Genomic DNA, 25,451 nt, shown 5'->3' with positions numbered 1-25,451 from the left:
CCTGATAAAGGTATTAACGTTTTCTTATTACAATTTCTTTTAGAGAAGAATTAATATTGTTTTAAAATTAACATAATTATGATTGAAATTAAAGATTTGCATAAGTCCTATAAAATGGGAAATTCCGAATTACATGTATTAAAAGGAATTAATTTCAACATTAAAGAAGGGGAATTAGTAGCTATTATGGGTTCTTCTGGTTCAGGGAAATCTACACTGCTTAATATTCTTGGAATTCTTGACGAAGCTGATTCTGGGAATTACATTTTGGATAATGTGCCTATTAAAAATCTCAACGAAACTATTGCTTCAAGATATCGCAACAAGTTTTTAGGTTTTGTTTTTCAATCTTTCAATTTAATTAATTATAAAAGTGCTTTGGATAATGTGGCGATGCCATTGTATTATCAAGGTATAAAAAGGAAAGAACGCAATGAAATTGCAATGAATTTTTTGGAAAAAGTAGGTTTGTCATCGCATTCGCATCACTTACCAAATGAACTTTCCGGTGGACAAAAACAACGTGTTGCCATTGCAAGAGCATTGGCCTCAAATCCCAAAGTATTATTGGCCGATGAGCCTACAGGAGCTTTGGATACCAAAACATCTTATGAAGTTATGGAGTTGATACAAGGGATTAATGACGAGGGGAAAACGATCTTAATTGTAACGCATGAGCCTGATATTGCTGCCATGTGCAAAAGAAATGTGGTTTTAAAAGATGGTTTAATCATCGATGATAAATTAGTAGAACAAGTAAGAGCATCCGCTTATGTTTAATGTAGAGCGCTGGCAGGAAATTTTTGAGGCAATTGCCAAGAACAAACTGAGAACTTTTCTCACGGGAATTTCTGTGGCTTCTGGAATTTTCATATTAGTAATCCTTTTGGGCGTGGGCAAAGGACTTCAAAATGGGATTGAAAAACAGTTTGAACGTGATGCTGATGGATTAATTTCTGTTTGGTCAGGTACTACAACAAAAGGGTTTAAAGGATTAAATCCGGGGAGACAAATTCAATTCAGAAATAGTGACTATGCTATTTCAATTCAGAAATTTGGAGATCAATTAAACATAAAATCTGCCAATTATATTTTTTGGAACGGAGTTATGGTTTATGGTAAAGAAACTGGAAATTACAGATTTATAGGGGTTTATCCTGATTATATAAATGTTGAAAATGCCACCATAGTTGAAGGAAGATTTATCAATGAAAATGATTTAAAAAACAGTGAAAAAGTAACGGTTATTGGACAAAAAGTAAAGCTGGATTTGTTCAAAGAAAAAAATCCTATTGGTGAACAGATTGTCATTAATAATATCACATTTAAAGTGATAGGAGTTTTTACTGATCCTGCTGGAGAAAGAGAGGAGTCTAGAGTTTATTTGCCGTTGACAACTACACAACAAGCTTTTGGCGTAGGAGATAAAATTAGTAATCTTGATTTTACACTTCCTAAAAAAGATACTTACGAGGAGGCTTTAGCACAATCAACAAAATTCACAGAAGAGTTAGGACAATTATTGAGAAGTAAAAACACAATTGCACCAGATGATGAAAGTGCTATAGGAATTAATAATTCTATAAAAAATGCAAAACAGTTTTATGATTTAAATCTATATATCCGATTGTTTTTTTGGTGGGTTGGAATTTGTACCATAATAGCAGGAGTAGTTGGAGTAAGTAATATTATGTTGATTATTGTAAAAGAAAGAACAAAAGAAATTGGTATTAGAAAAGCACTTGGCGCCTCTCCTGTTTCTATCATCGGAATGATTTTGCATGAATCCATTTTTATTACGACAATAGCTGGATTTGTTGGGCTTTTATCAAGTTTATTATTGCTGGAATTAGTTGGTCCGCAAGTATCAAGCGATTATTTTTTGAATCCCGAAGTTGATTTTAGCATTGCTTTAACCACTTTGATATTATTAGTTGTTGCTGGTGCTTTGGCTGGATTTTTTCCGGCATACAGAGCGGCCAAAATTAAACCCATTGTAGCACTTAGAGACGAATAATTATGTTTGACAGAGATAAATGGAACGAGATTTTAGAGGCTTTAACTGCTAATACATTCAGGACGATTCTTACTGCGTTTGGTGTTTTTTGGGGAATATTTATTTTGGTAATATTACTCGCTGCAGGAAATGGATTGGAAAATGGCGTTAAAAAAGGATTTGATGGAATTGCGACCAATACTATGTTTATGTGGTCACAAACTACTTCAAAACCGTTCAAAGGATTGCCTACAACCAGAGAATTTAATTTTAAAAATGCTGATATTAATGCTTTGAAAGAGAATTTCCCGGATTTATTATACGTTTCGCCCAGAAATCAATTGGGTGGTTATGAAGGAGCAAATAATGTGGTCAGAGGAACAAAAACGGCAGCTTATACGATTTACGGAGATTACCCGGAATTGATTAAGCAAGAATCAATAGACATCATAAAAGGACGTTTTGTTAATCAGCAAGATATTTTATTGAAGCGTAAAGTTGCAGTTATTGGTCAAGGCGTAATAAACGAAATGTATGAGAAAGCAGAAGAAGTTATTGGAACTTACATCAAGATTAACGGCGTGAATTTTATGGTAGTGGGTGTTTATAACTCAAAATCTAGAAATAATGGAGATGCTGAATCTGCTCAAAAAAATATTTTTATGCCATTTACTACCTTTCAACAAGCGTTTAATTATGGTGATACAGTAGGATGGATGGCGCTTACAGCTAATGATGATGCTTCAATTACGGAGTTGAAACCTAAAATTTTAGACTTCATGAAATCCAGACATTCAATACATCCTCAAGATGACAGGGCGATTGGTAATTTTGATTTGTTTCAGGAGTTTAGCAAGATACAAGGCTTGTTCCTTATTCTAAAATTCATTGCTTATTTTGTAGGAACATTGGTATTGCTTTCCGGAGTAATTGGGATTTCTAATATTATGTTGATTGTTGTTAAAGAGCGTACCAAAGAAATAGGAATTCGAAGAGCTTTAGGCGCAACTCCGGGTGCGATTCGTTCCCAAATATTATCAGAAGCTATCTTCCTGACTATTGTCGCAGGAATGTTTGGAATTGCATTGGCTACAGGATTATTAGCAGTTATCAATATGGTTTTAGCATCTATGCCAAGTGAAGGAATGATGTTCGCCAATCCAAGTGTAGATTTGACAGTTGTTTTTATTGCTTTGCTTATACTCATTGGTTCGGGTTTATTAGCAGGATTAATTCCGGCTCAAACTGCCATAAATGTAAAGCCAGTAGACGCATTAAGAACAGAATAAAAGTATCAATCAAAAAATTATTTAATCGATTAAACAATAAGCAAAATGAAAAAAGGATTAACCATAACTATTTTAATTACAATCGCGCTAGTGTTCTTTGGTGCTTTGTATTATTTGTATGCCAAGAATCAGGAATCTCCAATTGTTTTTGAAACCGATAAGGCAGAAATAAAAACGATTGTGAAGAATACCATTGCTACCGGTAACATTGTTCCAGATGAAGAGGTGCTTATCAAACCTAATATTTCAGGTATTATTGAAGCGGTTTACATCAAAGCAGGTGAGAATATCAAAGCGGGAGATTTAATAGCAAAAATTAAAGTTGTTGCCAATGTATCTAATTTAAGTAATTCTCAAAATCAGGTGCAAACATCTAAAATTGCTTTAGACAATCAAGAGAAAGTGTTTTTGAGACAAAAAACCTTATTTGATAAAGGTGTTATTTCGGCTAATGATTTTGATGCTGCCCAATTAGCATATAAACAAGCGAAACAGAATTATAGTGCATCTCGACAAGGGTATGATATTGTGAAAACTGGAACAACTTCCGGACTGGGAAGTTATGCCAATACTTTGATTCGTTCTACAGTAAATGGAATGGTGTTGGATGTTCCAGTGAAAGTAGGAAATCAAGTAATTGAAAGCAATAATTTCAATGAAGGAACAACTATAGCCAGTGTTGCCGATGTTGGGCGTATGATATTCGTCGGGAAAATTGACGAATCAGAAGTAGGTAAAATAAAAGAAAAATTGCCCATCGAAATTACTGTTGGTGCTATTGAAAACAAAAAATTTGATGCCGTTCTACAATATATTGCTCCAAAAGGTAAAACAGAAAATGGAGCGATTCAATTCGAAATAAAAGCATCTTTGGCAAATAGAGACGATACTTTTATCAGAGCTGGTTTAAGTGCAAATGCTTCCATTATTTTAGAAAAAGCGGATAAGGTTTTAGCTATAAAAGAATCCTTGATTCAATTTGATAAAAAAACACAAAAACCATACGTCGAGGTTGAAACCGGAGTGCAAAAATTTACAAGAAAAGATTTAGTCTTAGGCGTTAGCGATGGAATTTATGTCGAAATAAAAAGCGGAATTAAAGTATCAGATAAAATAAAAGTATGGAATCAAGGTCTAAAAAATGAAGAAATGAAACCTTAAAAATACATTCAAAAAAGAATTTTAGTTTTTAAAAAAATGTTAAATATGTGTAGTACCTTTGCTACACTTTCATTCAAAATATATGAAAAAAATTAGTTGTATCAGTTTCGTTTTTATTGTGCTATTTGGTTTGTCCGTTCAGGGACAATCCAAAAAATGGACTCTGGAAGAATGCGTAAAATATGCCATACAAAATAATATCTCAATCAAGCAATCCGAGTTAGATACTAAAACGGCAGCCATTGATAAAAAAGGAGCGATTGGAAACTTCCTTCCATCATTGAATGCCAGTGCTTCTCATTCTTGGAACATTGGTTTGAATCAGGATATTACAACAGGGCTTTTGCGTAATCAAACGACTCAGTTTACGTCTGCTGGAGCAAATGTGGGAGTGGATATTTACAAAGGTTTACAAAACCAAAATACATTGCGTAAAGCCAATCTTTCGATTGTGGCGGCTAAATATCAATTGCTTAAAATGCAGGAAGATGTAGCTTTGAATGTTGCCAATGCTTTTTTACAAGTGCTTTTTAATAAAGAAAACTTAAAAGTGCAGAAAGAACAATTGGGAATTAATGAAAAACAATATGCGCGCTCAGAAGAGTTAGTGAAAGCGGGATCTATTCCGCGTGGCGATTTATTGGACATAAAAGCTACTGTAGCATCAAACAATCAAAATGTTATTGCTGCAGACAATGCGTTATTAATTTCAAAATTAAGTTTGGCTCAACTATTACAACTAAAAGACTTTGAAAACTTTGATGTTGTTGATGATACAGACATTAAAGATGAAAATAATATTATGGCACAATCTCCGGTAGCCATTTATGACAAAGCTAAAGAAGGAAGGACTGAATTGAAAATTGCGAGAACTAATTTAGAAATTTCACAGAAAAATTTAGAAATTGCCAAAGGAGCTTTTCAACCTACTTTACAAGGGTTTTATAGTTTTAATAGTCGAGTTTCTTATGCAGATGTTCCTGCCTTTGACAGTATGGGAAATATAGTTGGTACAAGAAGTCCAGCACCATTTTTTGATCAATTCAGTAATAATAAGGGGCAATCTTTTGGTGCCCAGTTATCTATTCCTATATTTAATGGATTTTCAGCTAAAAATAATGTAGAGCGTTCTAAAGTAAGTTTAGAAAGATCAAAAATCGCTGTAGAGCAACAAGATTTAGATTTACAAAGAAATGTTTTCACTGCATTTGCAGATGCGAAAGGTGCGTTGAATGCTTATGAATCTTCGGTTGTAGCACTTGAATCAAGACAAGGAGCTTATGATTATGCTAAAGAGAAATATGCAGTTGGTTTGATGAATGCTTTTGATTTTAATCAATCACAAACCTTACTTACTAATGCACAATCAGATGTTCTTAGAACAAAATACGATTATATTTTTAAAATTAAAATATTAGAATTCTATTTTGGAATTCCACTTATCAAAAACTAATTTATCATGTCAAAGAAAACAATTTATATACTAATAGGTGGAGCAGTAGTACTTATTGCTGCGTTAATAGGACTTTCAAAATCTGGAGTTATCGGGAATAAGGACAAGGGAACTGAAGTTGAAATCGCCCAAGTCAATCCTGTAACTATTGTTGAAACGGTTTCGGCTACAGGGAAAATTCAACCAGAAATTGAAGTTAAAATTTCATCTGAGGTGTCAGGAGAGATTATTTCTTTAAACGTAAAAGAAGGACAAGTTGTAAAGAAAGGGGATTTATTAGTTAAAATAAACCCAGATTTATATACTTCAGGTTACAATCGTTCAGTTTCTAATTTATCAGGAACAAGAGCAAATTTGAGTCAGGCCGATGCTTCGTTCAAAGAGTCTAAGTCAAGTTACGACCGAAATAAAACATTATTCGAAAAAGGAATTGTTTCAAAGTCAGATTGGGATAAAGCAGTTGCTTCTTATGAAGTGGCAAAAGCAGCTAAACAAACGGCTTATTTTAATGTTCAAAGTGCATCGGCAACTGTTAATGAAGCCAAAGACAATTTAGGACGTACGACAATCTATGCGCCTGCGGATGGAACAATTTCTATGTTAAACGTAGAATTAGGTGAGCGCGTTTTAGGTACGCAACAAATGACTGGAACGGAGATTTTAAGAGTAGCCAACTTGAATAACATGGAAGTGGAAGTGGATGTCAATGAAAATGATATTGTAAAAATTAAAGTAGGTGATGATGCTAATGTTGAAGTTGATGCTTATCTTAAAAAACAATTTAAAGGAACTGTAACTAGTATTTCTAATTCGGCAAGTTCAGCTTTGACAGCAGATCAAGTAACTAATTTTAAAGTTAAAGTAAGAATTCTGAAAGAATCGTATCAAGATTTATTAGAAGGAAAACCAGATACCTATTCTCCTTTTAGACCTGGAATGACTGCAACGGTTGATATTATTACAGAAACAAAAACGAATGTATTGTCAGTGCCAATTAGTTCAGTTGTAGTAAAATCAGATACGACGGCTGTAAAAGAAATTAAAGTGGAAGATCCTAATGAAGAACAAAAAGGAGCTGCACCTAAAAGTGATAAGAAATTTGAATGCGTATTTGTAAAAGTAGGTGATAAAGCTAAAATTAGAATTATCAAAACCGGAATTCAGGACGATACAAATATTGAGGTTTTAACCGGTCTTAAAAAAGGAGACGTAGTGATAACCGGACCTTATACTACCGTTTCAAAGGATTTAAATTCTGGAGATAAGGTAACGTTAAAAACGGATAAGGATAAAACAGAAAGTAAGAAGTAATAGAGTATACTAATATTTTAAAAATCACAATCATGGAATATATTTCATGATTGTGATTTTCAAGTTAAAATAAAATCTGAAAATTGGAATACATTCTCAACATAGAAACCGCTACGAAAAACTGTTCAGTTGCTCTTGCAAAAGACGGTAAAACAATTGTATGCAAAGAAATTGCCGAAGAAGGATATTCTCATGCAGAACGACTTCATGTTTTTATTGAGGAAATCATAAAAGAAGCAGGAATTACGCTTAATGATTTATCTGCCATTGCAGTGAGTCAAGGTCCAGGATCTTACACAGGATTGCGAATAGGTGTTTCGGCGGCTAAAGGACTGTGTTATGCACTTGATATTCCATTAATTGCTGTAGATACTTTACAAGCTTTGGCGTCGCAGGTAGCCATTTCAAACGGATTAATCATTCCCATGATTGATGCCCGAAGAATGGAAGTATATAGTGCTGTTTTTGCTCCAAATTTGGAACGAAAAAGAGAAGTTCTGGCCGAAATAATTACAGAGAATTCATTTGAAGATTTGCAGGAAACACTTTATTTTGTAGGTGATTGTGCTGAAAAGTGCAAGTCAGTTTTGACCAAAGAAAATTATATTTTCCTTGATGAAATTGTATATCCTTCCGCTAAAGAAATGAGTGCGATAAGTTTTGAAAAATTCAAAAAAAGCGACACTGTAGATGTCGCTTATTTTGAACCATATTATTTGAAAGACTTTATGATTACAACTCCAAAGAAATAATTTATTTAAATTAAGAATTCTCCTTAGTTAATTCTCTTATGTAAGGCTGAATTACAATTCCGGCTGCGTCAAATTCCAGTTTGCAGCTTTCTAAAGTTTCAGAGAAAACGTCACCATAATCTTCATTATTAGCCCATGGTCTCACCGCAAGTTGAATGGCATTGTCAGTTAAGTTTTTTACAGAAACTTCGGCAGCGGGGGTTTGAAGTACTTTTGGATTATTTTTTAAAATGGCAGTAATTATTTCTTTCACTTTTTTAATATCCGTATCATAGGAAATAGCGATAGTCAAATCTGCTCTTCTAATTTTTTGCAAAGAATAATTGATAATGTTTCCATTTGACAAAGATCCATTTGGAACAAAAATAGTTTGATTATTTGCTGTGATTAATTTGGTTACAAATATTTGTATTTCGCTGACAGTTCCTATTACTCCTTGTGCTTCAATAGTATCATTTACTTTAAAAGGTTTAAAAAGAATGATCAACATGCCGCCTGCAAAATTAGATAAGGAACCTTGAAGTGATAAGCCTACTGCAAGTCCCATTGCGCCTAAAATGGCTACAAATGACGAAGTTTCTATTCCTAGATTTGAAATGAAAGTCACAAACAAGAGTACTCTCAAAACCCAAAGTAAAATATCGGCAAGGAACTTTGTCAATGTAGGATCTAAATCTCTTTTTATCATTAGTTTTCTAATGAATCTATTGATAAGCCGAATGGCGTAAAGACCAATAAATAAAATTACAAAGGCAGAAATAATTTTTGGCGAATAATCAACCAATACAGTGATGAATGTATTGGCATAATCAGTTAACTGATTTGGATTTAAGTTCATTTTTTATCTAATAAAAAACCTTCTCAAAAGAGAAGGCTAAGTTTGAAGTGCAAAAATACAAATAAATTATTTTTTTATAAATTAATCTGCGTCTTCTTCTATTTTATTTATAGTTTCTTTAGCTTTTTCAGTGGTGTCTGCATCACCGTCTTTTGCTAATTCACTTGCTTTTTCAGAAACAGTTTCAACAGCATCAGTAGCTATTGTTTTAGTTTCACTTGCTATTTCTTCGACTTTTTCTGTGGCTGCGGCAGTTTTTTCTTTTACGGATTCTACTACTTTCTCAGAATGTTCAGTAACAGTTTCTTTAGCATGACCAGCAAAATCTTCTACTTTATCTATAATTGGAGCTGCAGTTTCTTTTACTTTTTCAAATGTTTCTTCTACAAATGTTTCTGCTTTTTCAAGGTAAGGAGTGGCAGTTTCTTTTGCTTTTTCAAATGTTTCTTCTGCAAATGTTTCTGCTTTTTCAAGATAAGGAGTGGCAGTTTCTTTTGCTTTTTCAAAAGTTTCTTCTACAAAAGTTTCTGCTTTTTCAAGATAAGGAGCTGCAGTCTCTTTTGCTTGCTCAAAAGTAGTTTCAGCTTTGTCAGCTAATTCGCTGGCAGTTTCTTTGGCTGAGCCAAATAAATTTTTTAAAAATGAAGATAGTCCCATGGTATTTTTATTTGATTAGTCTTACAATATTAAACAATTTTTTCTAGGATTGCTTTATTAAATTATTAATAATTTGCTGAAAATCAGTATTTGGTATCAGTTTCGTCCTGTTTTGGCAAACATAAAACAACATTTTCTTTTTTATGTAGTGTGCAGATAATAACACTATTTTATTTTTTGGTTTCAGCCAGAATCATTCAGTTTGAAATTACAAAAGAATTACCTGACGCCAGAAAGTAATGCAAATGATAGCCTTAATAGCTTCTAGAAATAAAAAAGCGTTTGCCGCAGCAAACGCTTAAATGAATCGGTCCAATTAATCTATTCGAGTTCGAAAGTTAATTTTAGGTTTACTCTATATTCTGTGATTTCACCTCCACTTACAGCTGCACTGTGGTCTTTAATGTACACAGAACGTATGTGGTTTATGGTTTTAGCTGCCTTTGCTACTCCTTTTCGAGTGGCATCTTCCCAACTTATATCTGAACTGGAAAGCACTTCAATTACTTTTAATACTGACATAATTTCTATTTGTTAAGTTAAGTATTAAATGTACCTATTTTATTTAAAATGGCAATTATTTTCACATAACTATAATATTTTCAATTAATTGTGCGATTTTGTTTTGCTTATGCGTTTACGGCTTCCACTTTAATTCCTTCGTCGTTCAGCATGCTTTTCAGCATGTTTTCGATACCGCTTTTTAAAGTAAATGTTGATGACGGACAACCGCTGCAAGCTCCTTGAAGGATAACTTTTACTGTCTTGTCAGTTTCGTTATACGAATCGAATGCAATATTTCCACCGTCAGCTTGCACTGCAGGTTTTACATATTCCTCTAATATGTTGATGATTTGTTGTGAAGTCACATCCAGATTATCAAACTCTTTTGCTTTGGTATCTTCTTCGGCAGTAACGGCTTGAATGAAATTTTCATCTAGAACTGTTCCGCCGTTTTCAATATATTGCTTGATGAAACTTCTTAATTCTAATGTTATTTCCTGCCATTCATTGATTTCATATTTAGTTACCGAGATGTAGTTTTCATCAATGAAAATCTCTTTCACATAAGGAAATTTAAAAAGTTCTTTTGCTAATGGAGATGCACCTGTTTGATCAATATTTTTGAATTCGATAGCGTTTTTAGTCAACATTTTACTCACTACAAATTTCAATGCAGCTGGATTTGGAGTGGTTTCTCCATAAACGGTCACGGGCTGTTTTTTAGTTTTGTTTTCGTCAATAGTGATTATTGTTCCGCCATTGTTTACAAATGTTTCCATTTGTTCTGCTACGGCATCTTTGACATCGTCCCATTCCACAATACTATATTTTTCGATTGCTATAAAATTTCCGGAGATGTAAATTGTTTTTACAAAGGGAAGGTAAAATAATTGCTGTGCTAGTGGAGACGTTTTAGCCTCATCAATGTTTTTGAATTCAAAACTTTCATTTTGAGTTATAAAATCTTGAAATTCAAACTTTAATATAGTTGGGTTTTGTGTTTCTTTTATGCTAACTTTGTTCATGACTTTTAAATTTTTACAAATTTACTAAAGTTATTTTCTACGAATAACTATATTTGAGTTTTTAATGAATAAATTAACTTTAGTTTAATTTTTAGATAAGCTGTTTGCTCTTGTTTCCATAAAACTTTTATTGATTTAAAATTATTCATTCTTATTAAAAAGTAATTAAATGTATAATAAAATTAAATTTTTATCTGCTCTTTTTTTTATATCCTTTTATTCCTTTTCGCAGGAAGGAATCCCTGTTTATTCCGATTATCTTTCCGATAATTATTACTTAATTCATCCTTCAATGGCAGGTGCGTCAAATTGTGCCAAAATTAGGTTGACAGGTCGTAAACAATGGTTTGACCAGGAGGATGCTCCAGAGCTTCAAACCTTAAGTTTTAATGGGAGAGTAGGTGAGAAAGCGGGTGCCGGAATTATACTTTTTAATGATAAAAACGGATATCATTCCCAAAAAGGAGTTAAGTTTAGTTATGCCTATCACTTAATGTTTTCAAGAAATGAAATTGATTTGAATCAATTGTCTTTTGGAATCAGCGCAGGATTAATTCAAAGCCAATTAGATGAAACGGAATTTCTCCAGTCTGGTGATTTTGATCCCATTATTGATGGAACTGTCGTGCAAAAAGATTCTTATTTTAATGTAGACATCGGCGCCTCATACAATTATTTGGATTTTTATGCACATGCTACAGTGAAAAATGCGATAGAAACCAGAAGAGATATTTACACTGAATTTGAAAGTGATAATTTAAGAAAGTATTTATTGAGTGCCGGATATATCTTTGGAGACAGAGACAAAATATTATGGGAGCCTTCTATTTTATTCCAAATGGTGGATCAAACCAAAGAAAAATCGATTGACATTAACTTTAAAGCTTACAAGACTTTAGATTTTGGAAAGCTTTGGGGCGGATTATCTTATAGAAGAAGTTTTGATGGTGCAGAATACATTAATGGAAATTCTGTTTCGAAACAAAAGCTACAATATATTACGCCAATTGTTGGTGTCAACTTTGATAAATTTATGTTTGCTTATACGTATTCTCAATTATCGGGAGCTGTTAAATTCGATAATGGTGGCTATCACCAAATTACTTTAGGTATCGATTTGTTCTGCAAGCCTGTGAAATACGATTGCAACTGTCCTGCAATTAATTAATATTTATTCTTTTTTGCCATGCTAATTAAATCTGTTAACGGTAAGTTACCTTCAATTCCTGAGGATTGTTATGTAGCCGAAAATGCAACTATTGTAGGCGATGTTTCTTTTGGAAAAAATTGTAGTGTTTGGTTTAACGCCGTAATTAGAGGTGATGTCAATTTCATCAAAATTGGGAATAAAGTAAACATACAAGATGGAGTAGTAATTCATTGTACGTATAAAAAGCACCCAACAATTATAGGAAATAATGTTTCTATTGGCCATAATGCCATTGTGCATGGATGTGTCGTACACGATAACGTTCTAATAGGGATGGGAGCGATTGTTATGGATAATTGTGTTATCGAAAGCAATTCTATTGTGGCTGCCGGTGCCGTTATTACCCAAAATACAGTTGTAGCATCTGGTACTATCTGGGCGGGAGTTCCTGCTAAAAAAGTAAAAGATATTGATCAATCTGATTTTGCGGGTGAAATCGAACGCATTTCAAATAATTACGTGATGTATTCAAGTTGGTTTAATGAGGAATAGGATTTAGATTATTAATGCACTATTCTAACTATAAATTAATTTTCTCAAAGAACGAGTTCTTGTAGCTTTCACTAATTGGGATTCTTTTTTCGGCAATGATAACCTTGTTTTTTTGGATTGATTTCACATGTTTTATATTGATGATATACGACCTGTGAATCCTTGCAAATCCTTTGGAAGAAAGTAAATTCTCCAGTTTTATAAGACTGATTAATGTTAGTGTGTACTTGTTGTCAGTAGTGTATATTTTGACATAATCTTTCAATCCTTCGATAAACAAAATATCTAAAAAGTTCAATTTTACATTTTCATATTCAGCTCTTACAAACATAAAATCTTGTTCGATTTCAGGAATAGAAATAGGAGTATTATTTGCCGGTAAATTTTGTGGATTAAAAATTTGTTGCGCCCGTAAAACGGATTTTAAAAACCGATGAAATGGAATAGGTTTTACTAAATAATCAACTGCGCCAAGATTAAATCCTTCAACAGCATAATTAGAATAGGCGGTTGTAAATATGATTAACGGTTTTTTTTCTATGGCATTAATAAAATCAATTCCTGAAAAATGAGGCATTTCTATGTCCAGAAAAATCAAATCAACATTAGACTGATTGATTATAGTGATGGCATCAATGGCGTTTGTAAATGTGTTTACCAGTTCAAGATAATCTACTTTGCTCACAAATTCTTTAAGCAAATCAACTGCTAATGGTTCGTCATCTATAATTACACATTTCATCTTTTTTGTTTTTTATTTAATAATTGGAACAACTAAAATTAATATTCCTAATTGAAAGAAGTTTGGATCTGGTCTAGTTTTAAATTTAAATGTACACTGTAATTCGTATCTGTTTCAATAATAGTGAGCTGGTGTGCATTAGGATAAAGCAAATTCAGACGACTTTCAATATTAGTCATTCCTATTCCTGAATTTTCAGGATCTTTTCGGTGATTTTCAATTTTGTTTTCGACCCAGAAATCTAAAATGTTATCTTCAATTATTATTTTGATCTTTACAAAAGCAGCTCCTTTATAATCAGTGCCATATTTGAAAGCATTTTCAATAAATGAAATCAAAAGCAATGGCTCAATGTATTTGTTTTTTGTCTCGCCATGAATATTAATAGTGATGTTTTCAATATTATTCAATCGTAGTTTTTGCAGCTCAAGATAGTTTTTAATGTAATTAATTTCTTTTTCCAGAAATACGGATTTATTATCGGTTTCATAAAGCATGTACCGCATCATTTCTGACAAAGTTACAATAGCATCCGGAACTAAATCGGATTTTTTATAGGCTAATGAATAAATGCTGTTTAGTGAATTAAATAAAAAATGTGGATTGGTCTGTTTTCTTAGATAATTCAATTCAGTAGAAGTCCTATGTGTTTCGGCAATTAATTTATTTTGCTGATTGGTATATAGTTCGGATAATGTTTTTATAATTGTACCAATAGTAATGATTAATATATAGAAAAAAGAAGGAGCAGCCTTAAAAAAAAACGGTTGTTTTCTTTTCAAATTGGCATTTATTAAAATCTCTTTTCCAGATGAAGTAATCATTTTTAGAGGCCTCATATTCTTAAATTCGGGCATAAAAAAATTATATCTAATAATCATAAAAAGGATTATTAGAGAAATTACAATCGTGAAATAGTACCAGTATTTCTTTTGCAAAAGCAATAAAGGAACCAGATATAAATAATTGACATAGAATAAAAGTATTCCGGTAATCCACTGTACATAAAAATCAATACCAATGCTAAAAGGACTTTCGTAAAACTGAATTAATGAGGCTACAATAAAGAAACACCAAATCATACTATGAAAAAGTATTTGGTTTAAATTGTTATTTTTAATTCCTTCTATGTTCATCTAGATTTTTACTGCTAATAAAAATAAATCTTTTTTTGTTACCGTAGGCGATAAATCGTCTTTCAATTTTTGTAATACTAAGTTTCCAACTTTCAGCGCTTCTCTTTCCGTTTTAAAGCTTTTGTTTTCGCTGATAACGGGAATTATAGCTTGTTTTATTATAATTTTTCCATTGTTAGTTATATAATACCCCCAGCCCGTGGGTGTTTTTAAGGATTTTAGAATTAAATTTTCGCTTTTGTTGCAAGAAATAAACAAGAACAAACCCAATAGAAAAAGCACTTTGTTTTTTGTAATTAATAGATAAAAATTCTTCTGGATTGTAGTCCAGAAGAATGTATTAGTTGCATTAATTGTCATCATCATTCTGTTCTTCTAAAGGTTTAAATTCCCATGAATCGTCAAAATAAGAGGTTCCGGTTCTTCCCAGCATCACAAATCCTCGTTGGTTAATAGAAAAACCTATCGCATCAGTTCTGGCTGATCCTTCAAGTGGCGTTCTTTCTAACCAAATATCAGTTGCTGGATTGTATTCCCAAATCGATTTTGAGCTTTCACCACAAGCAATATATCCCAAACCATTCATAGAAAAACTGGTCGCATTAGAACGTAGAATTACATAGTCATCATTGTAATCATCGTCATCATCAGTGTCTTGATCAATGTCGCGTTTTCTTGTCCACACTTCAGTTGCAGGATCAAACATCCAAAAATCGACTTGATAAGCTCCATTATTTATTCCAGTTCCAAAATAAGCTTTATCGTCAATTACAAAAACAGTTGCATTTCTTCTTTTGTTCCCACTAAAACCATTTGCCAATGACCAAGAATTTGTAGTTGGGTCGTATTGATAAAAGTCTTTTAGATAATTTCCATCATAACCTGTTCCAAAATATGCTTTGCCACCCACTTGAAATCCCACCGCTGAATAGCGTGCTGTTCCTTCAAAATCAGCTTTTTGCAGCCAAGTATTGCTACTAGGGTCATATTCATAGAAATCTTTTAATTTGTTTGTGCCATCATAACCAAGACCTATATAGCCTTTTTCGTTTAATTCAAATCCAGAAGCCGAACTTCTTGCTGCTCCAATAAAATCAGCTTTTTGCTCCCAATAATCTCCTGTCGAATTATAAGCCCAAAGATCTTTTAAATATTCATCTCCTGTATATCCGGTAGTTACAAAGGCGTAAGTGCCGATTACAAAACTCGTTGCGCTTGATCTGGCAGGTCCATCAAAGGAGGATTTTTTAATCCAGTTTCCAATCAAATCGTCGGATTCATCATCATTACTGCAGCCTGTAAATACCAAACTCGCAAAAAGTGTAGAGAACAATATTCCTTTTTTTAAACTATTCATAATTTAGTGTATTTATTAATGTTTGTATTTTATTCCAATGTTAAAAATGTAGCCGTTACTGCTATTAAAATCAAATTTTGAGTCGCCACTGCTGTTCGTTAGATTATACTTTTTGTTGAATTCGTAGCCTCCTTTTAAACTCACAAACCAGTTTGAATCCATATTTCTTTCATATTCTAAAGCGGAAGTCATTTGTGAAAAACTCACTTTTGTGGCAGCATTCAAATTATCAAGAACTCTGGGTTTATCTAGGTTGTAAAAATTTCCATTGAAACTATTTGTAAAACGGAAACTATTTCGAATATTATTTGAATAAGAAATAGTGGAGTTTGGAAAGCCAACTTCAACAAATGCATTTTGGTTTATTTGATGGTAAAAAGAAAAAGTAGGCAGTATTTCCGGTTTGCCAAAAAGTGTCATTCTTTTTACGCCAATGCTGATTGCGTTTGAACTATTAAAAGAATGATTTACCTCTAAACCTCCTAAAAGTGACACATCAGAAATTCCAAGATTCCTCTCGAAATTGACTGTTGGATTAATTTCTAAATTCAGTTTTGTATTAACAGTTAGTTGATGAGAAAATTTAAAATCATTTTCGAAACCAGTAAACTGATTCAGACTGTTTTGTAAATCATAATTTTCTAATGAATAATTGAGTCCAATATTTTTGTACTTAAAGGTGTTTGTTATTTTATTGTTTGAATCAATATTCCTAAAAACGGTTAATCCAATTCCGGTTTCATTTACTGAGATTTTCTCAGTAGGTTGTGTTTTTAGATTCAACTCTAATGAGTATCCGCTTTGGGCCGATGCACTAAGAATTGGAATCATAAACAACAGATTAGCTAAAGTCTTTATTCTCATAATTTTTTTATTGATTCAAAAGTAGATACGTTATCCAATAAAAAAAAAGAAGATATATGTACCGCCTAATTTCATAGATAAACAAGGCATTTGTACGGTCGAATGATTAATTACTTGCTGTGTCTTAATTATAGATTAGAAAGGCCATTTTATAGACACAAAGCTTCGAGCGGTATATGTTATTATGCGGTATAAAGTGGTCTCCTATATATTTGTTCAAAAAACATTTATGTATAAGATATTGTTGTTGCTGTTTTTTGGACTTATGATAACTTCATGTAATTCTGATGCCGACACAGGAGAATTTGTTGTTGGGTCAGATTATTTATCGGTTAATAATAAAGTAATATTAATTGATACTGTAACTGTTGATGTTGCCACAATTAATTTTGATTCGTTAGTGACTTCCAGTCAGAGTAGGATTTTGGTTGGGAATTATGATGATCCTGTTTTTGGAAAAGTAAAATCAGACAGTTATTTCCAACTTTCGGCGTCTAATTACGCGCTGTATAATGAAAGTTCTGATACTGATGCTCCAAATTATGTTTTCGATTCTATTAAAATGGTTTTAAAAGAAGATAAATATTTTTATGGAGATACAACAAAAGTGCAATCTCTCAGCATTCATAGATTGACACAAAAAGTTAAACCTAATTCTGAGGACGATAGCTTTTACAATAATTCCAGTTTAAGTTATGATGTCGAAAGCCTCGGTAGGATTTCATTTAAGCCAAAGCCCAACAGTAAGGACTCAGTAGTTGTGAAACTGAATAACGAATTTGGGAATGCTCTTTTTCTAAAATTGAAAAAAAGGGAAATATCAAATTTTGATCAATTTACAGAATATCTCAAAGGATTTGTTATCAAGTCTGCATCGGGAACTTCTTCTAGCATTGTTGGTTTCAATATGTCTAGCGCACTTCGTTTGTACTATTCAAAATACCAGGGTGATTCAGAGACCTCATTAATCAAAAACTTCTCTATTCTGGATGTATCCAAGCAATTTAATAATATCACTTTGGATAGAGCTGGAACGCAAATTCAGGATTTACCTATTTCATCCAGTAAGCTGTCCAGTTTATTAACGGGTAATAAAGCTTTTATTCAATCTGGAACTGGGCTAGCTTGCCGAATAGAGTTTCCTAATATAAAACAATTGAAATACCTCTCTGAAAAAGGAGCAATTGTAGATGCTGAATTAATCATAAAGCCAGTCAATAATACCTATTCAGTTGCTTATCCCTTGGTGGATTCTTTGCGTGTTTTTGTAGGGGATAAATTAAATAGAATCAAAGGAACGCTAAATACTGTAGACGGAACGGCTGTTTATGGACTCTTGAATGCAACTAGCGACGAATTCAATGAGAATATAGGGTATAAAATTTCGATTGGTGCTTTTTTACAAGCTGAGATGCTAAAGGAATCGGACTCTAAATCTTCCTTAATTCTCACATTGCCCAGTATTTCTAAAGCGGTTGACAGACTGGTTTTAGGTGATCAGAAAAATGCCAACAATAAAATTCAATTGAAAATTTATTATATTTCTTATTAGATGAAAAATAAAATAGCATTCGTAGGTTTATTTCTTTTTATAACAATAGTTTCGTTTTCACAAAGTATTTCCAGTTCTCCGTATTCATTGTATGGATTAGGAAGTTTGTATGAATCAGATCTTGGTTCAATTCCCGCTATAGGTTCTTCGGGAATTGCCTTGCCTTCGAACCGATTTATCAACAATCTAAATCCTGCATCTTTGGGATTTATGTATCAAAATCATTTTTTGTTTGATATAGGAGGGAAAGCTATTTTTTCGAGTTACGAAAACAATTCCAAAAAAGAGAATCGAAATAACCTTCAGTTTTCTCATATTACTTTTGCTTTTCCAGTATCTCCAAAATCAGCTTTTAGTTTGGCACTGAAGCCCTATTCGAGTTCCACATTCAAAATATCTAATTTATCATTGCCAATTCAGGATAGTCAAGAAAACTATACTTTGAATGCTACTGGAACTGGCGGACTGAATGATTTTGATATTTCGTATGGCTATAGAATTGGTAAAAAAATAGCATTAGGACTTTCGACCTCTATTCTTTTTGGAAATACTACAGATGACAGAGATTATACTATTGCTAATTCCATAACTAACATTTATAAAAAAATAAATTATAATGGAGTCAGGGCATCTCTGGGAGTTCAGTTCAAAGTTGATTCTACCTTAACTCTGGGAATGAATTTGAAATCACCAACAAAAATAAATGCCACCAAAGTGCAATCCGTGACTTCAGTCTTTAATTCAGGATCTTTGGCTATTGAGTCAGAAGTTGCATCTGACACAGATGATTACTATATGCCATTGGAGATAGGAGTGGGTTTAAGTAAGGTTTTTAAGAATAACTTAAATCTAACACTTGATTATGGAAAGGGGCTGTGGAATAGCACAAATCAATCTGATTTGTATGGAAATTTTGTCAATCAGAATAAGTTTGCTTTAGGGTTTTCTTATAGTAAACCAAAAAATATAAGAAGCTACTACGATAGAATTCAATATTCGACAGGATTGAATTATGATACGGGTTATCTTGAAGTTGATAATAAAAGAATTAATTCTATGTCATTTTCACTTGGAGTTTCTCTTCCTATTGAAAATACTTTTTCAGCTCTAAATATCAGCTATTCCTTTGGTCAAAAGGGTAGAATCAGTGATGGACTTATCAAAGAAAATTATCACAAATTGTCTCTTAATTTGGGACTAGACGGAATTTGGTTTGTCAAAAGAAAATTTGAGTAGTTTAAAACTCTATTTGTTTAGCCGTATATTTATTTTCTAAAATTTCAGTCAAAACTCTGGGATTTGTATTCGTGTAAAAAACAGGTTTACTTTTTTCTTCCGATGAAAAACCTACTTTGTCTCGTAATATATTTTTTGTTTGTTTCGCAACAGCTTCACCAGAATCTATAATTTGAATGTGTTCCGGAAGAATTTTTTTTATTTGAGGAATCAAATAGGGATAATGACTGCAACCTAATACTAAATAATCAATGTTAGCTTCAATCATCGGATTAAGGTAGGAGTGAAGTAGTTTCGTCATTTCTGGGGAATTGATGTCCCCATTTTCAATCAGTTGGACTAATCCGTGACCTACTTGCTCAATTATTTTGGTGTCCTGGTACTTTTCAGTAGTCTTGTTAAATAGTTCACTGTTCAAAGTGCCTTGTGTCGCCAAGATTCCTATTATTTGCGTTTTAGAATGTGTAACGGCGGGTTTTATTGCTGGTTCAATACCTATAAACGGAATGTCATATTTTGCTCTTAATTCTTGGATTGCATTAGTCGTTGCGGTATTACAAGCGATCACGATTAATTTACATTTCATCTCCAGTAGGAAATCAGTATTTTTCATACTCAAAGCAATAATCTCTTGTTTGGATTTTTGTCCATAAGGGGCATTTTTACTATCTGCCAGATATATAGTTTTTTCATTGGGCAGTAATTGATGGATTGCTTTCCAAATGGAAGTTCCGCCAATCCCTGAGTCAAAAATTCCTATTGGTTGGTTATTGCTGTTCATAAAAACAAAGTTACATGCTGGAATTTGAATTTCCTAAAATTTATTTTAAACAAAAAACTGCTCAAACCTAAGATAAGGGTGAGCAGTTTTGTACGATTATCTATTTTTTTTAGAAACCTAAATCTTTTTTTACATCCATAGTCAAGTTTGGACCATCAGCAAGTAAAAGACTAGAACCATCAAGAACATATTGGAATCCTTTAGCTTTACCTACTTTTTGAATAGAAGCTCTTACTTTTTCCATTAATGGTTTAACGATATCAGATTCTTTTTGTTGCAATTCTTTTTGAGCATTGTCTCTAAAGTCAACAATTCTTTTTTGCATATCTTGAACTTCTTTAGAACGCTCACCATTTACAGCTTCAGTAACTGTAGCAGCTTCAGCTTCGTATTTTTTCAATTTTCCTTGGTATTCTTCAACCATTTTTTTGTAGTCAGCATCATACGTAGTACTCAATTTATCCAATTGTTTTTGAGCGTCTAGCATTGCTGGCATTTTTGTCATAATCTCACTTACATCAACATGAGCAGTTTTTGCTTGTGCATTAATTGTTTGGTTTGCTCCTAAAATAAAAATTGCAGCAATAAATAGAGTTTTAATTTGTTTCATCGTTTTTAAAATATTTAATAATTAATTTTTGTTTGTATTTTCTTTTAATTTTTCTTCTTTGGCTTTCCTGATAGCTTCTCTGTCTTCCAGTATTTTTTTTCTTTTGTCGTCTAATGTTTTCTTGCGATCCTCTAAAACTTTCTTACGATCCTCTAATGTTTTCGCTCTTGCATCTGCTTGTTTTTGTTTAGCATCTTCAATGGCTAGTTTTGCACTGTCTTTAGCTGGATCATTACTTACAGATTTTTCTGTGGCGTCTATTTTAACATTTGCAGAAACCGTGCCATTTTTTTTAGCCTCTCTGTCGGCTATAACTTGTTTCCTTTTATCATCAAACTCCTTTTTCTTTTGCTCCTGAAGCAATTTTCTGTCAGCGAGTATTTTATCTCTTGTTGCTTTTTTATCATCTAAGAGTTTTTGTCTGTCTGCCAATGCTGGATTTTCATCTAATGCATCTTCTTTGTTTTCTTTGGCTTCTTCCGCTTTTAGTTGTTTTTTAGTCAACTGTTCTCTCTTTTCGGTCCTGTTTAATGTGCGTAAAATTTGATCGCTGATGTCAAATCTTTTTGCCGCAAATAACATGGTCAAGTCAGAAGTTTTGTCAAAGATAAAATCATATTTTAATCTTTCTGCAATATCTTGAACTGCAGTAAAAACTTGATCTTGTATTGGTTTTACCAAAACCGATTTTTGGATCATCAAATCTCCGTTGGCACCAAATCTTTTTTGTTGGTAATCCAGATTTTCGTTTTCAAGAAAATTAATTTCTGTTTCTCTTTCATCAACAAGCTCTTTAGTCAACAAGGCTCTTTCTGCCTTTAAGGCTTCCTTCAGTTTATTGATTTCAATTTTCTTTGTATCGATTTCCAGTTTCCACTTTTCAGCCTTTTGCTCTAATTGAGCTTTTGCTTCCGTATAATCAGGTACATTTTGTAAAATGTACTCCATATCAATGTAGCCTAGCTTAGTTCCTCTGGTTTGTGCGTTAATTGTTTGTCCAACAACTAATGCCAAACATAGATATAAAAATTGTTTTCTCATAACGGTACTGTATTAGAAAATTTAAAACCAATTTTTTTTAGAATTGTTGGCCAATGATAAAATGGGTTTCCCATCCATTAGCTTTTGCTTGTCCTGGCAATGTATCAAAACCGTGACCAAAATCAATTCCCAATAAACCAAATGCTGGCATAAATACACGTAATCCAATTCCAGCAGAACGATTTAAGGCAAAAGGATTATAGCTTTTGAAATCCCTAAATGATGATCCTGCTTCCATAAATGCCAATGCATAAATTGAAGCCGATGATTTCAATGTTATCGGATAACGTAATTCCATTGAGAATTTATTAAAAACAGTAGCTCCAATTTGATCTCCTGCCTCATTTACTGGTGTTAATGAGTTGTTAGGATATCCTCTCAACTGTACCGTTTCTCTTCCGTCCATAGAATAATTTGCCAGTCCGTCACCACCAAGATAGAATCGTTCAAAAGGAACAACTCCTCTCTCTTGATTGTATGCTCCAAGGAACCCAAATTCAGCTAAAGTTCTAAGAACTAATTTACCATAAATTTTTGTATACCAGTCTGCTTTAAACTTTATTTTATAATATTCTAACCATTTAAAACGCTCTTGATCTACTTTACTCACATCCGTAGCAGCTAGATTGAAGTCGGTTACTTTGTTTCCATCGGTATCAATATAATCTCCTATTTGAACAATGTTACCATTTGCATCTGGAACATTTAAGCGGTCAACAGTGTTTTTTAATTTGTATTCTTCTTTATCTCCTAATGTCGAATAATTGATTCCATTTAACAATGAATAAGGAGGTGTTAATTTAGCTGAAATACTAAATTCCGACCCGTATGTTGGGAATATTGGATTCACACCTTTGTTGCTTCTTGTTAACCCAACAGTGTAAGCAAAGTTTCTTGACGTTCCATCTCCAAAAGTAAATAATCCTGTATTGTAATTATTTAAATCATAATGTTGGTAACTTAACGATTGTGACAATACAAAGAAATCATCTGGAACAGTAAGTCTTTTTGCTAATCCAACAGACAATGTCATGATGTTAAAACTTTTAGTTTTATCAGCTCTTTGTGTAACAAAATTATTTAAAAATTGTTTACTATACGATATAGAGCTGCTAAATTGTACTGGTTTTTTTCCGCCAAACCATGGTTCTGAAAATGATACACTATACGTTTGAAAAAATGTACTGGCTTGCAAACGTAAAGATACTTTTTGACCATCTCCCATTGGTAGTGGTTTGTAAGCATCTTTGTTGAACATATTTCGTGCGGAAAAGTTGTTGAAAGAAAGTCCCAGAGTACCAATGAAACCACCTCCACCATAACCACCTTGAAGTTCAATTTGACTGGAACCTTTTTCTACAAGATTGTATTCAATATCTACAGTTCCTGCTCCTGAATCAACATTCTTGAACTTTGGATCGATAGCTTCCGGATCAAAAAATCCTAGTTGACCAATCTCACGAATGGTTCTAACTAACTCTTCTTTACTGTATTTTTCTCCTGGTTTTGTTCTTAATTCACGATAAATTACACGGTCGTTTGTTTTGTCATTTCCAACAACAGTAATTTTGTTAAAATAAGCAATTGGCCCTTCGGTGATTCGTATTTCAAAATCAATAGTGTCATTTGCAGTTCTAACCTCAACTGCATTTATATTAGAAAATAAATAACCATTATTTTTATATAAGTTGTCAATGTCTTCTCCGTCAGGTTTTGATGCATCTGCAATCCTTTTTTGCAACAGAACACCATTATAAGTTTCTCCTTTTTTCACACCTAATACTCGGCTCAATCCTTGGTCCGTGTATACTGTATTTCCTAAAAATTTAATGTCTCCAAAGTAATATTTGTTCCCTTCCTCAACATTAATTTTAATGGATAATGCGTTCTTTTCTTTATCAAAAGTTACGGAATCCGAAAGTATTCTGGCGTCTCTGTACCCTTTTTCTTTATAAGCCGAAATTACTTTTTCTAAATCCGTTTTGTATTTGTCTTTTATAAATTTAGATGCTTTTAGAATTCGAATAGGATTTTTTTGTTTCGTATCCTTCATCGCTTTTCTCAAAGCTTTGTCTGACATTTTTGTATTTCCTACAAAATCAATTTTTTGAATTTTTACCTTTTCACCCTTGTCAATAGTGATAAGCATATTTACTGAATTTACTGTTGAAGTATCTTTAACAGTGTTTATGTTTACTTTAGTATTGTAAAAACCGTCTTTTTTGTATTTGTTTTCTATGTAGTTTTTTGTATTAGTAATCAAGTTCTCATTAACTACTTTGTTTTTATTTAAACTGTTGTCTTTTATTAAAGCTTCTGTCTTTGTTTTCTTAACACCTACAAATTTTACTTGGTTTAATTTAGGTAACTCTACAATGTTCAAATCAAGATAAATACTGTCATTTTGCACTTTATTTACATAAAATGAAATTTCATCAAAGAGACCTAGTTTTCCAAGTTTTTTTATAGCAGCACTGATTTCTTCACCTGGAACTGTTATTTCTTGTCCTTTTTGCAAACCTGAGAAAGTGACTACGGTTTGAGAGTTAAAACTGATGTCTCCAACCACCGCTACATCGGCTAATATGTATTTTTTTCCTTGATCAAAAGGGACTCTTTCTTGAGCTTTAACTTGTGAAAAACTTCCAAAAATCAAAACGGTAAGGACTATTTTTATGCTTTTATTTAACACTAAAAAATTATTTAATTTGTTCACTTGTTTTTCCAAATCTACGTTCTCTTTTTTGATAACTAATGATAGCCTCATATAAATCTTGTTCTTTAAAGTCTGGCCACAATATATCAGTAAAATACAATTCTGCGTAGGCAATCTGCCACAACAAAAAGTTACTTATCCTATGTTCTCCACTTGTTCGTATTAATAAATCTACGTCAGGTAAATTTTGCGTGTAAAGATGCTCATTAATAATGGAATCGTCAATAGTGTCTATTGAAATTATATTATTTTTAACTTTATTACAGATGTTTCTGACTGCGTTGACAAGTTCCTCTCTGGACCCGTAGCTTAACGCCAGAGTCAATGTCATTTGTGTATTGTCTTTAGTTTTATCAATAACATCAAGGAGTTCTTTTTGTGCTGATTTTGGTAATTTTTCTAAATTACCTATAGCATTCAGTTTGATGTTGTTTTTTTGGAGTGTTACAAGTTCTTTTTTCAAGGAGTTGATCAGTACTTTCATTAAAGTTTCAACTTCTAGTTTTGGTCTGTTCCAGTTTTCAGTGGAAAAAGCATATAAAGTAAGAAATTCGATGCCGAGCTTAGCACTCGATTCGATTATAACTTTAACTGATTTTGTTCCACTTTCATGGCCTAAAGCCCTTAAAAGCCCTTGTTGTTTTGCCCAACGCCCATTACCATCCATAATAATGGCTAAATGTTTTGGCAAGTTGTTCTTGTTGATAGTCTCTAGTAAATTCATTTTT

25 protein-coding genes are annotated in these 25,451 nt (G+C 32.7%); 11 read left to right on the top strand and 14 right to left on the bottom strand.

The features are described from left to right. Nucleotides 1-78 precede the first annotated feature (78 nt). The 7 genes from ACNQF8_RS02180 (at nucleotide 79) to tsaB (ending at nucleotide 7,962) form a co-directional block, all read left to right on the top strand. The gene (locus ACNQF8_RS02180) at nucleotides 79-780 is read left to right on the top strand and encodes an ABC transporter ATP-binding protein (RefSeq protein ID WP_315162943.1); all 702 of its coding nucleotides are present in this window, start codon (nucleotides 79-81) and stop codon (nucleotides 778-780) included. Next, nucleotides 773-2,017, top strand: coding sequence for an ABC transporter permease (locus tag ACNQF8_RS02175; RefSeq protein ID WP_417950615.1), 1,245 nt, complete (start codon nucleotides 773-775; stop codon nucleotides 2,015-2,017). Before ACNQF8_RS02180 ends, ACNQF8_RS02175 begins: the two co-directional genes overlap by 8 nt. Nucleotides 2,018-2,019: 2 nt before the next feature. Beyond that, nucleotides 2,020-3,285, top strand: coding sequence for an ABC transporter permease (locus tag ACNQF8_RS02170; RefSeq protein WP_417952817.1), 1,266 nt, complete (start codon nucleotides 2,020-2,022; stop codon nucleotides 3,283-3,285). Nucleotides 3,286-3,330: 45 nt separating this feature from the next. Further along, nucleotides 3,331-4,446, top strand: a complete 1,116-nt coding sequence (locus ACNQF8_RS02165) for an efflux RND transporter periplasmic adaptor subunit (protein ID WP_417950614.1) — start codon at nucleotides 3,331-3,333, stop codon at nucleotides 4,444-4,446. Nucleotides 4,447-4,528: 82 nt separating this feature from the next. Continuing rightward, entirely contained in the window at nucleotides 4,529-5,899 is a 1,371-nt protein-coding gene (locus ACNQF8_RS02160) for a TolC family protein (RefSeq protein WP_315206389.1), read from the top strand. 6 nt (nucleotides 5,900-5,905) lie between these two features. Beyond that, nucleotides 5,906-7,210 carry an efflux RND transporter periplasmic adaptor subunit gene (locus tag ACNQF8_RS02155; RefSeq protein ID WP_417950612.1) on the top strand — a complete coding sequence of 435 codons (1,305 nt, stop codon included), beginning with the start codon at nucleotides 5,906-5,908 and terminating at the stop codon, nucleotides 7,208-7,210. An 83-nt stretch (nucleotides 7,211-7,293) separates the two neighbouring features. Beyond that, a complete protein-coding gene (tsaB, locus tag ACNQF8_RS02150; RefSeq protein ID WP_417950611.1) occupies nucleotides 7,294-7,962 on the top strand; it encodes a tRNA (adenosine(37)-N6)-threonylcarbamoyltransferase complex dimerization subunit type 1 TsaB in 669 nt (222 codons plus the stop codon). A 10-nt stretch (nucleotides 7,963-7,972) separates the two neighbouring features. Here the strand turns inward: tsaB and ACNQF8_RS02145 are convergent, their stop codons facing one another. The 4 genes from ACNQF8_RS02145 to ACNQF8_RS02130 all read right to left on the bottom strand — a co-directional run bounded on the left by ACNQF8_RS02145 (nucleotide 7,973) and on the right by ACNQF8_RS02130 (nucleotide 10,986). Continuing rightward, a complete protein-coding gene (locus ACNQF8_RS02145; protein ID WP_417950610.1) occupies nucleotides 7,973-8,800 on the bottom strand; it encodes a mechanosensitive ion channel family protein in 828 nt (275 codons plus the stop codon). Nucleotides 8,801-8,881: 81 nt separating this feature from the next. Further along, nucleotides 8,882-9,457 (bottom strand): YtxH domain-containing protein, encoded by a 576-nt coding sequence (locus ACNQF8_RS02140; protein ID WP_417950609.1) that lies wholly within the window; start codon nucleotides 9,455-9,457, stop codon nucleotides 8,882-8,884. A 321-nt stretch (nucleotides 9,458-9,778) separates the two neighbouring features. Next, nucleotides 9,779-9,979, bottom strand: a complete 201-nt coding sequence (locus tag ACNQF8_RS02135) for a dodecin family protein (protein WP_131990241.1) — start codon at nucleotides 9,977-9,979, stop codon at nucleotides 9,779-9,781. Nucleotides 9,980-10,086: 107 nt separating this feature from the next. After that, on the bottom strand, nucleotides 10,087-10,986 hold the full coding sequence (locus ACNQF8_RS02130) for a NifU family protein (protein WP_099714336.1): 900 nt from the start codon (nucleotides 10,984-10,986) through the stop codon (nucleotides 10,087-10,089). A 169-nt stretch (nucleotides 10,987-11,155) separates the two neighbouring features. Between ACNQF8_RS02130 and ACNQF8_RS02125 the strand changes: the two genes are divergently transcribed. Together ACNQF8_RS02125 and ACNQF8_RS02120 are read left to right on the top strand one after the other, a co-directional pair. Beyond that, nucleotides 11,156-12,154 (top strand): PorP/SprF family type IX secretion system membrane protein, encoded by a 999-nt coding sequence (locus ACNQF8_RS02125; RefSeq protein ID WP_417952816.1) that lies wholly within the window; start codon nucleotides 11,156-11,158, stop codon nucleotides 12,152-12,154. An 18-nt stretch (nucleotides 12,155-12,172) separates the two neighbouring features. Then, nucleotides 12,173-12,688, top strand: coding sequence for a gamma carbonic anhydrase family protein (locus tag ACNQF8_RS02120; RefSeq protein ID WP_417950608.1), 516 nt, complete (start codon nucleotides 12,173-12,175; stop codon nucleotides 12,686-12,688). Between the two features lie 28 nt (nucleotides 12,689-12,716). Here the strand turns inward: ACNQF8_RS02120 and ACNQF8_RS02115 are convergent, their stop codons facing one another. From ACNQF8_RS02115 to ACNQF8_RS02095, 5 genes are read right to left on the bottom strand one after another with little or no spacing between them, the layout of a single operon-like run. Beyond that, complete coding sequence (locus ACNQF8_RS02115) at nucleotides 12,717-13,430, bottom strand: LytR/AlgR family response regulator transcription factor (protein ID WP_417950607.1); 714 nt, start codon at nucleotides 13,428-13,430, stop codon at nucleotides 12,717-12,719. Nucleotides 13,431-13,477: 47 nt separating this feature from the next. Then, nucleotides 13,478-14,566 (bottom strand): sensor histidine kinase, encoded by a 1,089-nt coding sequence (locus ACNQF8_RS02110; RefSeq protein WP_417950606.1) that lies wholly within the window; start codon nucleotides 14,564-14,566, stop codon nucleotides 13,478-13,480. Continuing rightward, a complete protein-coding gene (locus ACNQF8_RS02105) occupies nucleotides 14,567-14,932 on the bottom strand; it encodes a DUF4907 domain-containing protein (RefSeq protein ID WP_417952815.1) in 366 nt (121 codons plus the stop codon). Continuing rightward, nucleotides 14,916-15,923 (bottom strand): Kelch repeat-containing protein, encoded by a 1,008-nt coding sequence (locus tag ACNQF8_RS02100; RefSeq protein ID WP_417952814.1) that lies wholly within the window; start codon nucleotides 15,921-15,923, stop codon nucleotides 14,916-14,918. The genes ACNQF8_RS02105 and ACNQF8_RS02100 overlap by 17 nt, the downstream gene beginning before the upstream one ends. Nucleotides 15,924-15,938: 15 nt before the next feature. Next, nucleotides 15,939-16,787 carry a DUF6268 family outer membrane beta-barrel protein gene (locus tag ACNQF8_RS02095; protein ID WP_417952813.1) on the bottom strand — a complete coding sequence of 283 codons (849 nt, stop codon included), beginning with the start codon at nucleotides 16,785-16,787 and terminating at the stop codon, nucleotides 15,939-15,941. A gap of 229 nt (nucleotides 16,788-17,016) precedes the next feature. On the opposite strand from ACNQF8_RS02095, the gene ACNQF8_RS02090 reads away from it, so the two are divergent. After that, on the top strand, nucleotides 17,017-18,339 hold the full coding sequence (locus tag ACNQF8_RS02090) for a DUF4270 family protein (protein ID WP_417952812.1): 1,323 nt from the start codon (nucleotides 17,017-17,019) through the stop codon (nucleotides 18,337-18,339). Next, nucleotides 18,340-19,575: a BamG family beta-barrel-assembly machinery protein gene (locus ACNQF8_RS02085; RefSeq protein WP_417950601.1), complete on the top strand. Its 1,236-nt coding sequence runs from the start codon at nucleotides 18,340-18,342 to the stop codon at nucleotides 19,573-19,575. A gap of 1 nt (nucleotide 19,576) precedes the next feature. Here the strand turns inward: ACNQF8_RS02085 and murI are convergent, their stop codons facing one another. The 5 genes from murI to ACNQF8_RS02060 all read right to left on the bottom strand — a co-directional run bounded on the left by murI (nucleotide 19,577) and on the right by ACNQF8_RS02060 (nucleotide 25,447). Next, the gene (gene murI, locus ACNQF8_RS02080) at nucleotides 19,577-20,356 is read right to left on the bottom strand and encodes a glutamate racemase (RefSeq protein WP_417950600.1); all 780 of its coding nucleotides are present in this window, start codon (nucleotides 20,354-20,356) and stop codon (nucleotides 19,577-19,579) included. A gap of 109 nt (nucleotides 20,357-20,465) precedes the next feature. Continuing rightward, entirely contained in the window at nucleotides 20,466-20,966 is a 501-nt protein-coding gene (locus ACNQF8_RS02075) for an OmpH/Skp family outer membrane protein (RefSeq protein ID WP_282714453.1), read from the bottom strand. A gap of 21 nt (nucleotides 20,967-20,987) precedes the next feature. Beyond that, nucleotides 20,988-22,007, bottom strand: coding sequence for an OmpH/Skp family outer membrane protein (locus ACNQF8_RS02070; RefSeq protein ID WP_417950599.1), 1,020 nt, complete (start codon nucleotides 22,005-22,007; stop codon nucleotides 20,988-20,990). Nucleotides 22,008-22,044: 37 nt separating this feature from the next. After that, nucleotides 22,045-24,774, bottom strand: coding sequence for a BamA/OMP85 family outer membrane protein (locus tag ACNQF8_RS02065; protein ID WP_417952811.1), 2,730 nt, complete (start codon nucleotides 24,772-24,774; stop codon nucleotides 22,045-22,047). After that, entirely contained in the window at nucleotides 24,707-25,447 is a 741-nt protein-coding gene (locus ACNQF8_RS02060) for an isoprenyl transferase (protein WP_315206432.1), read from the bottom strand. Before ACNQF8_RS02060 ends, ACNQF8_RS02065 begins: the two co-directional genes overlap by 68 nt. Nucleotides 25,448-25,451 lie beyond the last annotated feature (4 nt).

The organism is Flavobacterium labens (assembly GCF_048286755.1).
Taxonomy (GTDB): domain Bacteria; phylum Bacteroidota; class Bacteroidia; order Flavobacteriales; family Flavobacteriaceae; genus Flavobacterium.
This window is presented reverse-complemented; position numbering and strand designations above follow the sequence as displayed.

What these genes read in the sequence shown, in the direction of transcription:
- ACNQF8_RS02180 (WP_315162943.1), top strand. Translation starts at nt 79, where the DNA reads ATGATTGAAATTAAAGATTTGCATAAGTCCTATAAAATGGGAAATTCC.
- ACNQF8_RS02175 (WP_417950615.1), top strand. Translation starts at nt 773, where the DNA reads ATGTTTAATGTAGAGCGCTGGCAGGAAATTTTTGAGGCAATTGCCAAG.
- ACNQF8_RS02170 (WP_417952817.1), top strand. Translation starts at nt 2,020, where the DNA reads ATGTTTGACAGAGATAAATGGAACGAGATTTTAGAGGCTTTAACTGCT.
- ACNQF8_RS02165 (WP_417950614.1), top strand. Translation starts at nt 3,331, where the DNA reads ATGAAAAAAGGATTAACCATAACTATTTTAATTACAATCGCGCTAGTG.
- ACNQF8_RS02160 (WP_315206389.1), top strand. Translation starts at nt 4,529, where the DNA reads ATGAAAAAAATTAGTTGTATCAGTTTCGTTTTTATTGTGCTATTTGGT.
- ACNQF8_RS02155 (WP_417950612.1), top strand. Translation starts at nt 5,906, where the DNA reads ATGTCAAAGAAAACAATTTATATACTAATAGGTGGAGCAGTAGTACTT.
- ACNQF8_RS02145 (WP_417950610.1), bottom strand. Translation starts at nt 8,800, where the DNA reads ATGAACTTAAATCCAAATCAGTTAACTGATTATGCCAATACATTCATC.
- ACNQF8_RS02140 (WP_417950609.1), bottom strand. Translation starts at nt 9,457, where the DNA reads ATGGGACTATCTTCATTTTTAAAAAATTTATTTGGCTCAGCCAAAGAA.
- ACNQF8_RS02135 (WP_131990241.1), bottom strand. Translation starts at nt 9,979, where the DNA reads ATGTCAGTATTAAAAGTAATTGAAGTGCTTTCCAGTTCAGATATAAGT.
- ACNQF8_RS02130 (WP_099714336.1), bottom strand. Translation starts at nt 10,986, where the DNA reads ATGAACAAAGTTAGCATAAAAGAAACACAAAACCCAACTATATTAAAG.
- ACNQF8_RS02125 (WP_417952816.1), top strand. Translation starts at nt 11,156, where the DNA reads ATGTATAATAAAATTAAATTTTTATCTGCTCTTTTTTTTATATCCTTT.
- ACNQF8_RS02120 (WP_417950608.1), top strand. Translation starts at nt 12,173, where the DNA reads ATGCTAATTAAATCTGTTAACGGTAAGTTACCTTCAATTCCTGAGGAT.
- ACNQF8_RS02115 (WP_417950607.1), bottom strand. Translation starts at nt 13,430, where the DNA reads ATGAAATGTGTAATTATAGATGACGAACCATTAGCAGTTGATTTGCTT.
- ACNQF8_RS02110 (WP_417950606.1), bottom strand. Translation starts at nt 14,566, where the DNA reads ATGAACATAGAAGGAATTAAAAATAACAATTTAAACCAAATACTTTTT.
- ACNQF8_RS02105 (WP_417952815.1), bottom strand. Translation starts at nt 14,932, where the DNA reads ATGATGATGACAATTAATGCAACTAATACATTCTTCTGGACTACAATC.
- ACNQF8_RS02100 (WP_417952814.1), bottom strand. Translation starts at nt 15,923, where the DNA reads ATGAATAGTTTAAAAAAAGGAATATTGTTCTCTACACTTTTTGCGAGT.
- ACNQF8_RS02095 (WP_417952813.1), bottom strand. Translation starts at nt 16,787, where the DNA reads ATGAGAATAAAGACTTTAGCTAATCTGTTGTTTATGATTCCAATTCTT.
- ACNQF8_RS02090 (WP_417952812.1), top strand. Translation starts at nt 17,017, where the DNA reads ATGTATAAGATATTGTTGTTGCTGTTTTTTGGACTTATGATAACTTCA.
- ACNQF8_RS02085 (WP_417950601.1), top strand. Translation starts at nt 18,340, where the DNA reads ATGAAAAATAAAATAGCATTCGTAGGTTTATTTCTTTTTATAACAATA.
- murI (WP_417950600.1), bottom strand. Translation starts at nt 20,356, where the DNA reads ATGAACAGCAATAACCAACCAATAGGAATTTTTGACTCAGGGATTGGC.
- ACNQF8_RS02075 (WP_282714453.1), bottom strand. Translation starts at nt 20,966, where the DNA reads ATGAAACAAATTAAAACTCTATTTATTGCTGCAATTTTTATTTTAGGA.
- ACNQF8_RS02070 (WP_417950599.1), bottom strand. Translation starts at nt 22,007, where the DNA reads ATGAGAAAACAATTTTTATATCTATGTTTGGCATTAGTTGTTGGACAA.
- ACNQF8_RS02065 (WP_417952811.1), bottom strand. Translation starts at nt 24,774, where the DNA reads ATGAGGCTATCATTAGTTATCAAAAAAGAGAACGTAGATTTGGAAAAA.
- ACNQF8_RS02060 (WP_315206432.1), bottom strand. Translation starts at nt 25,447, where the DNA reads ATGAATTTACTAGAGACTATCAACAAGAACAACTTGCCAAAACATTTA.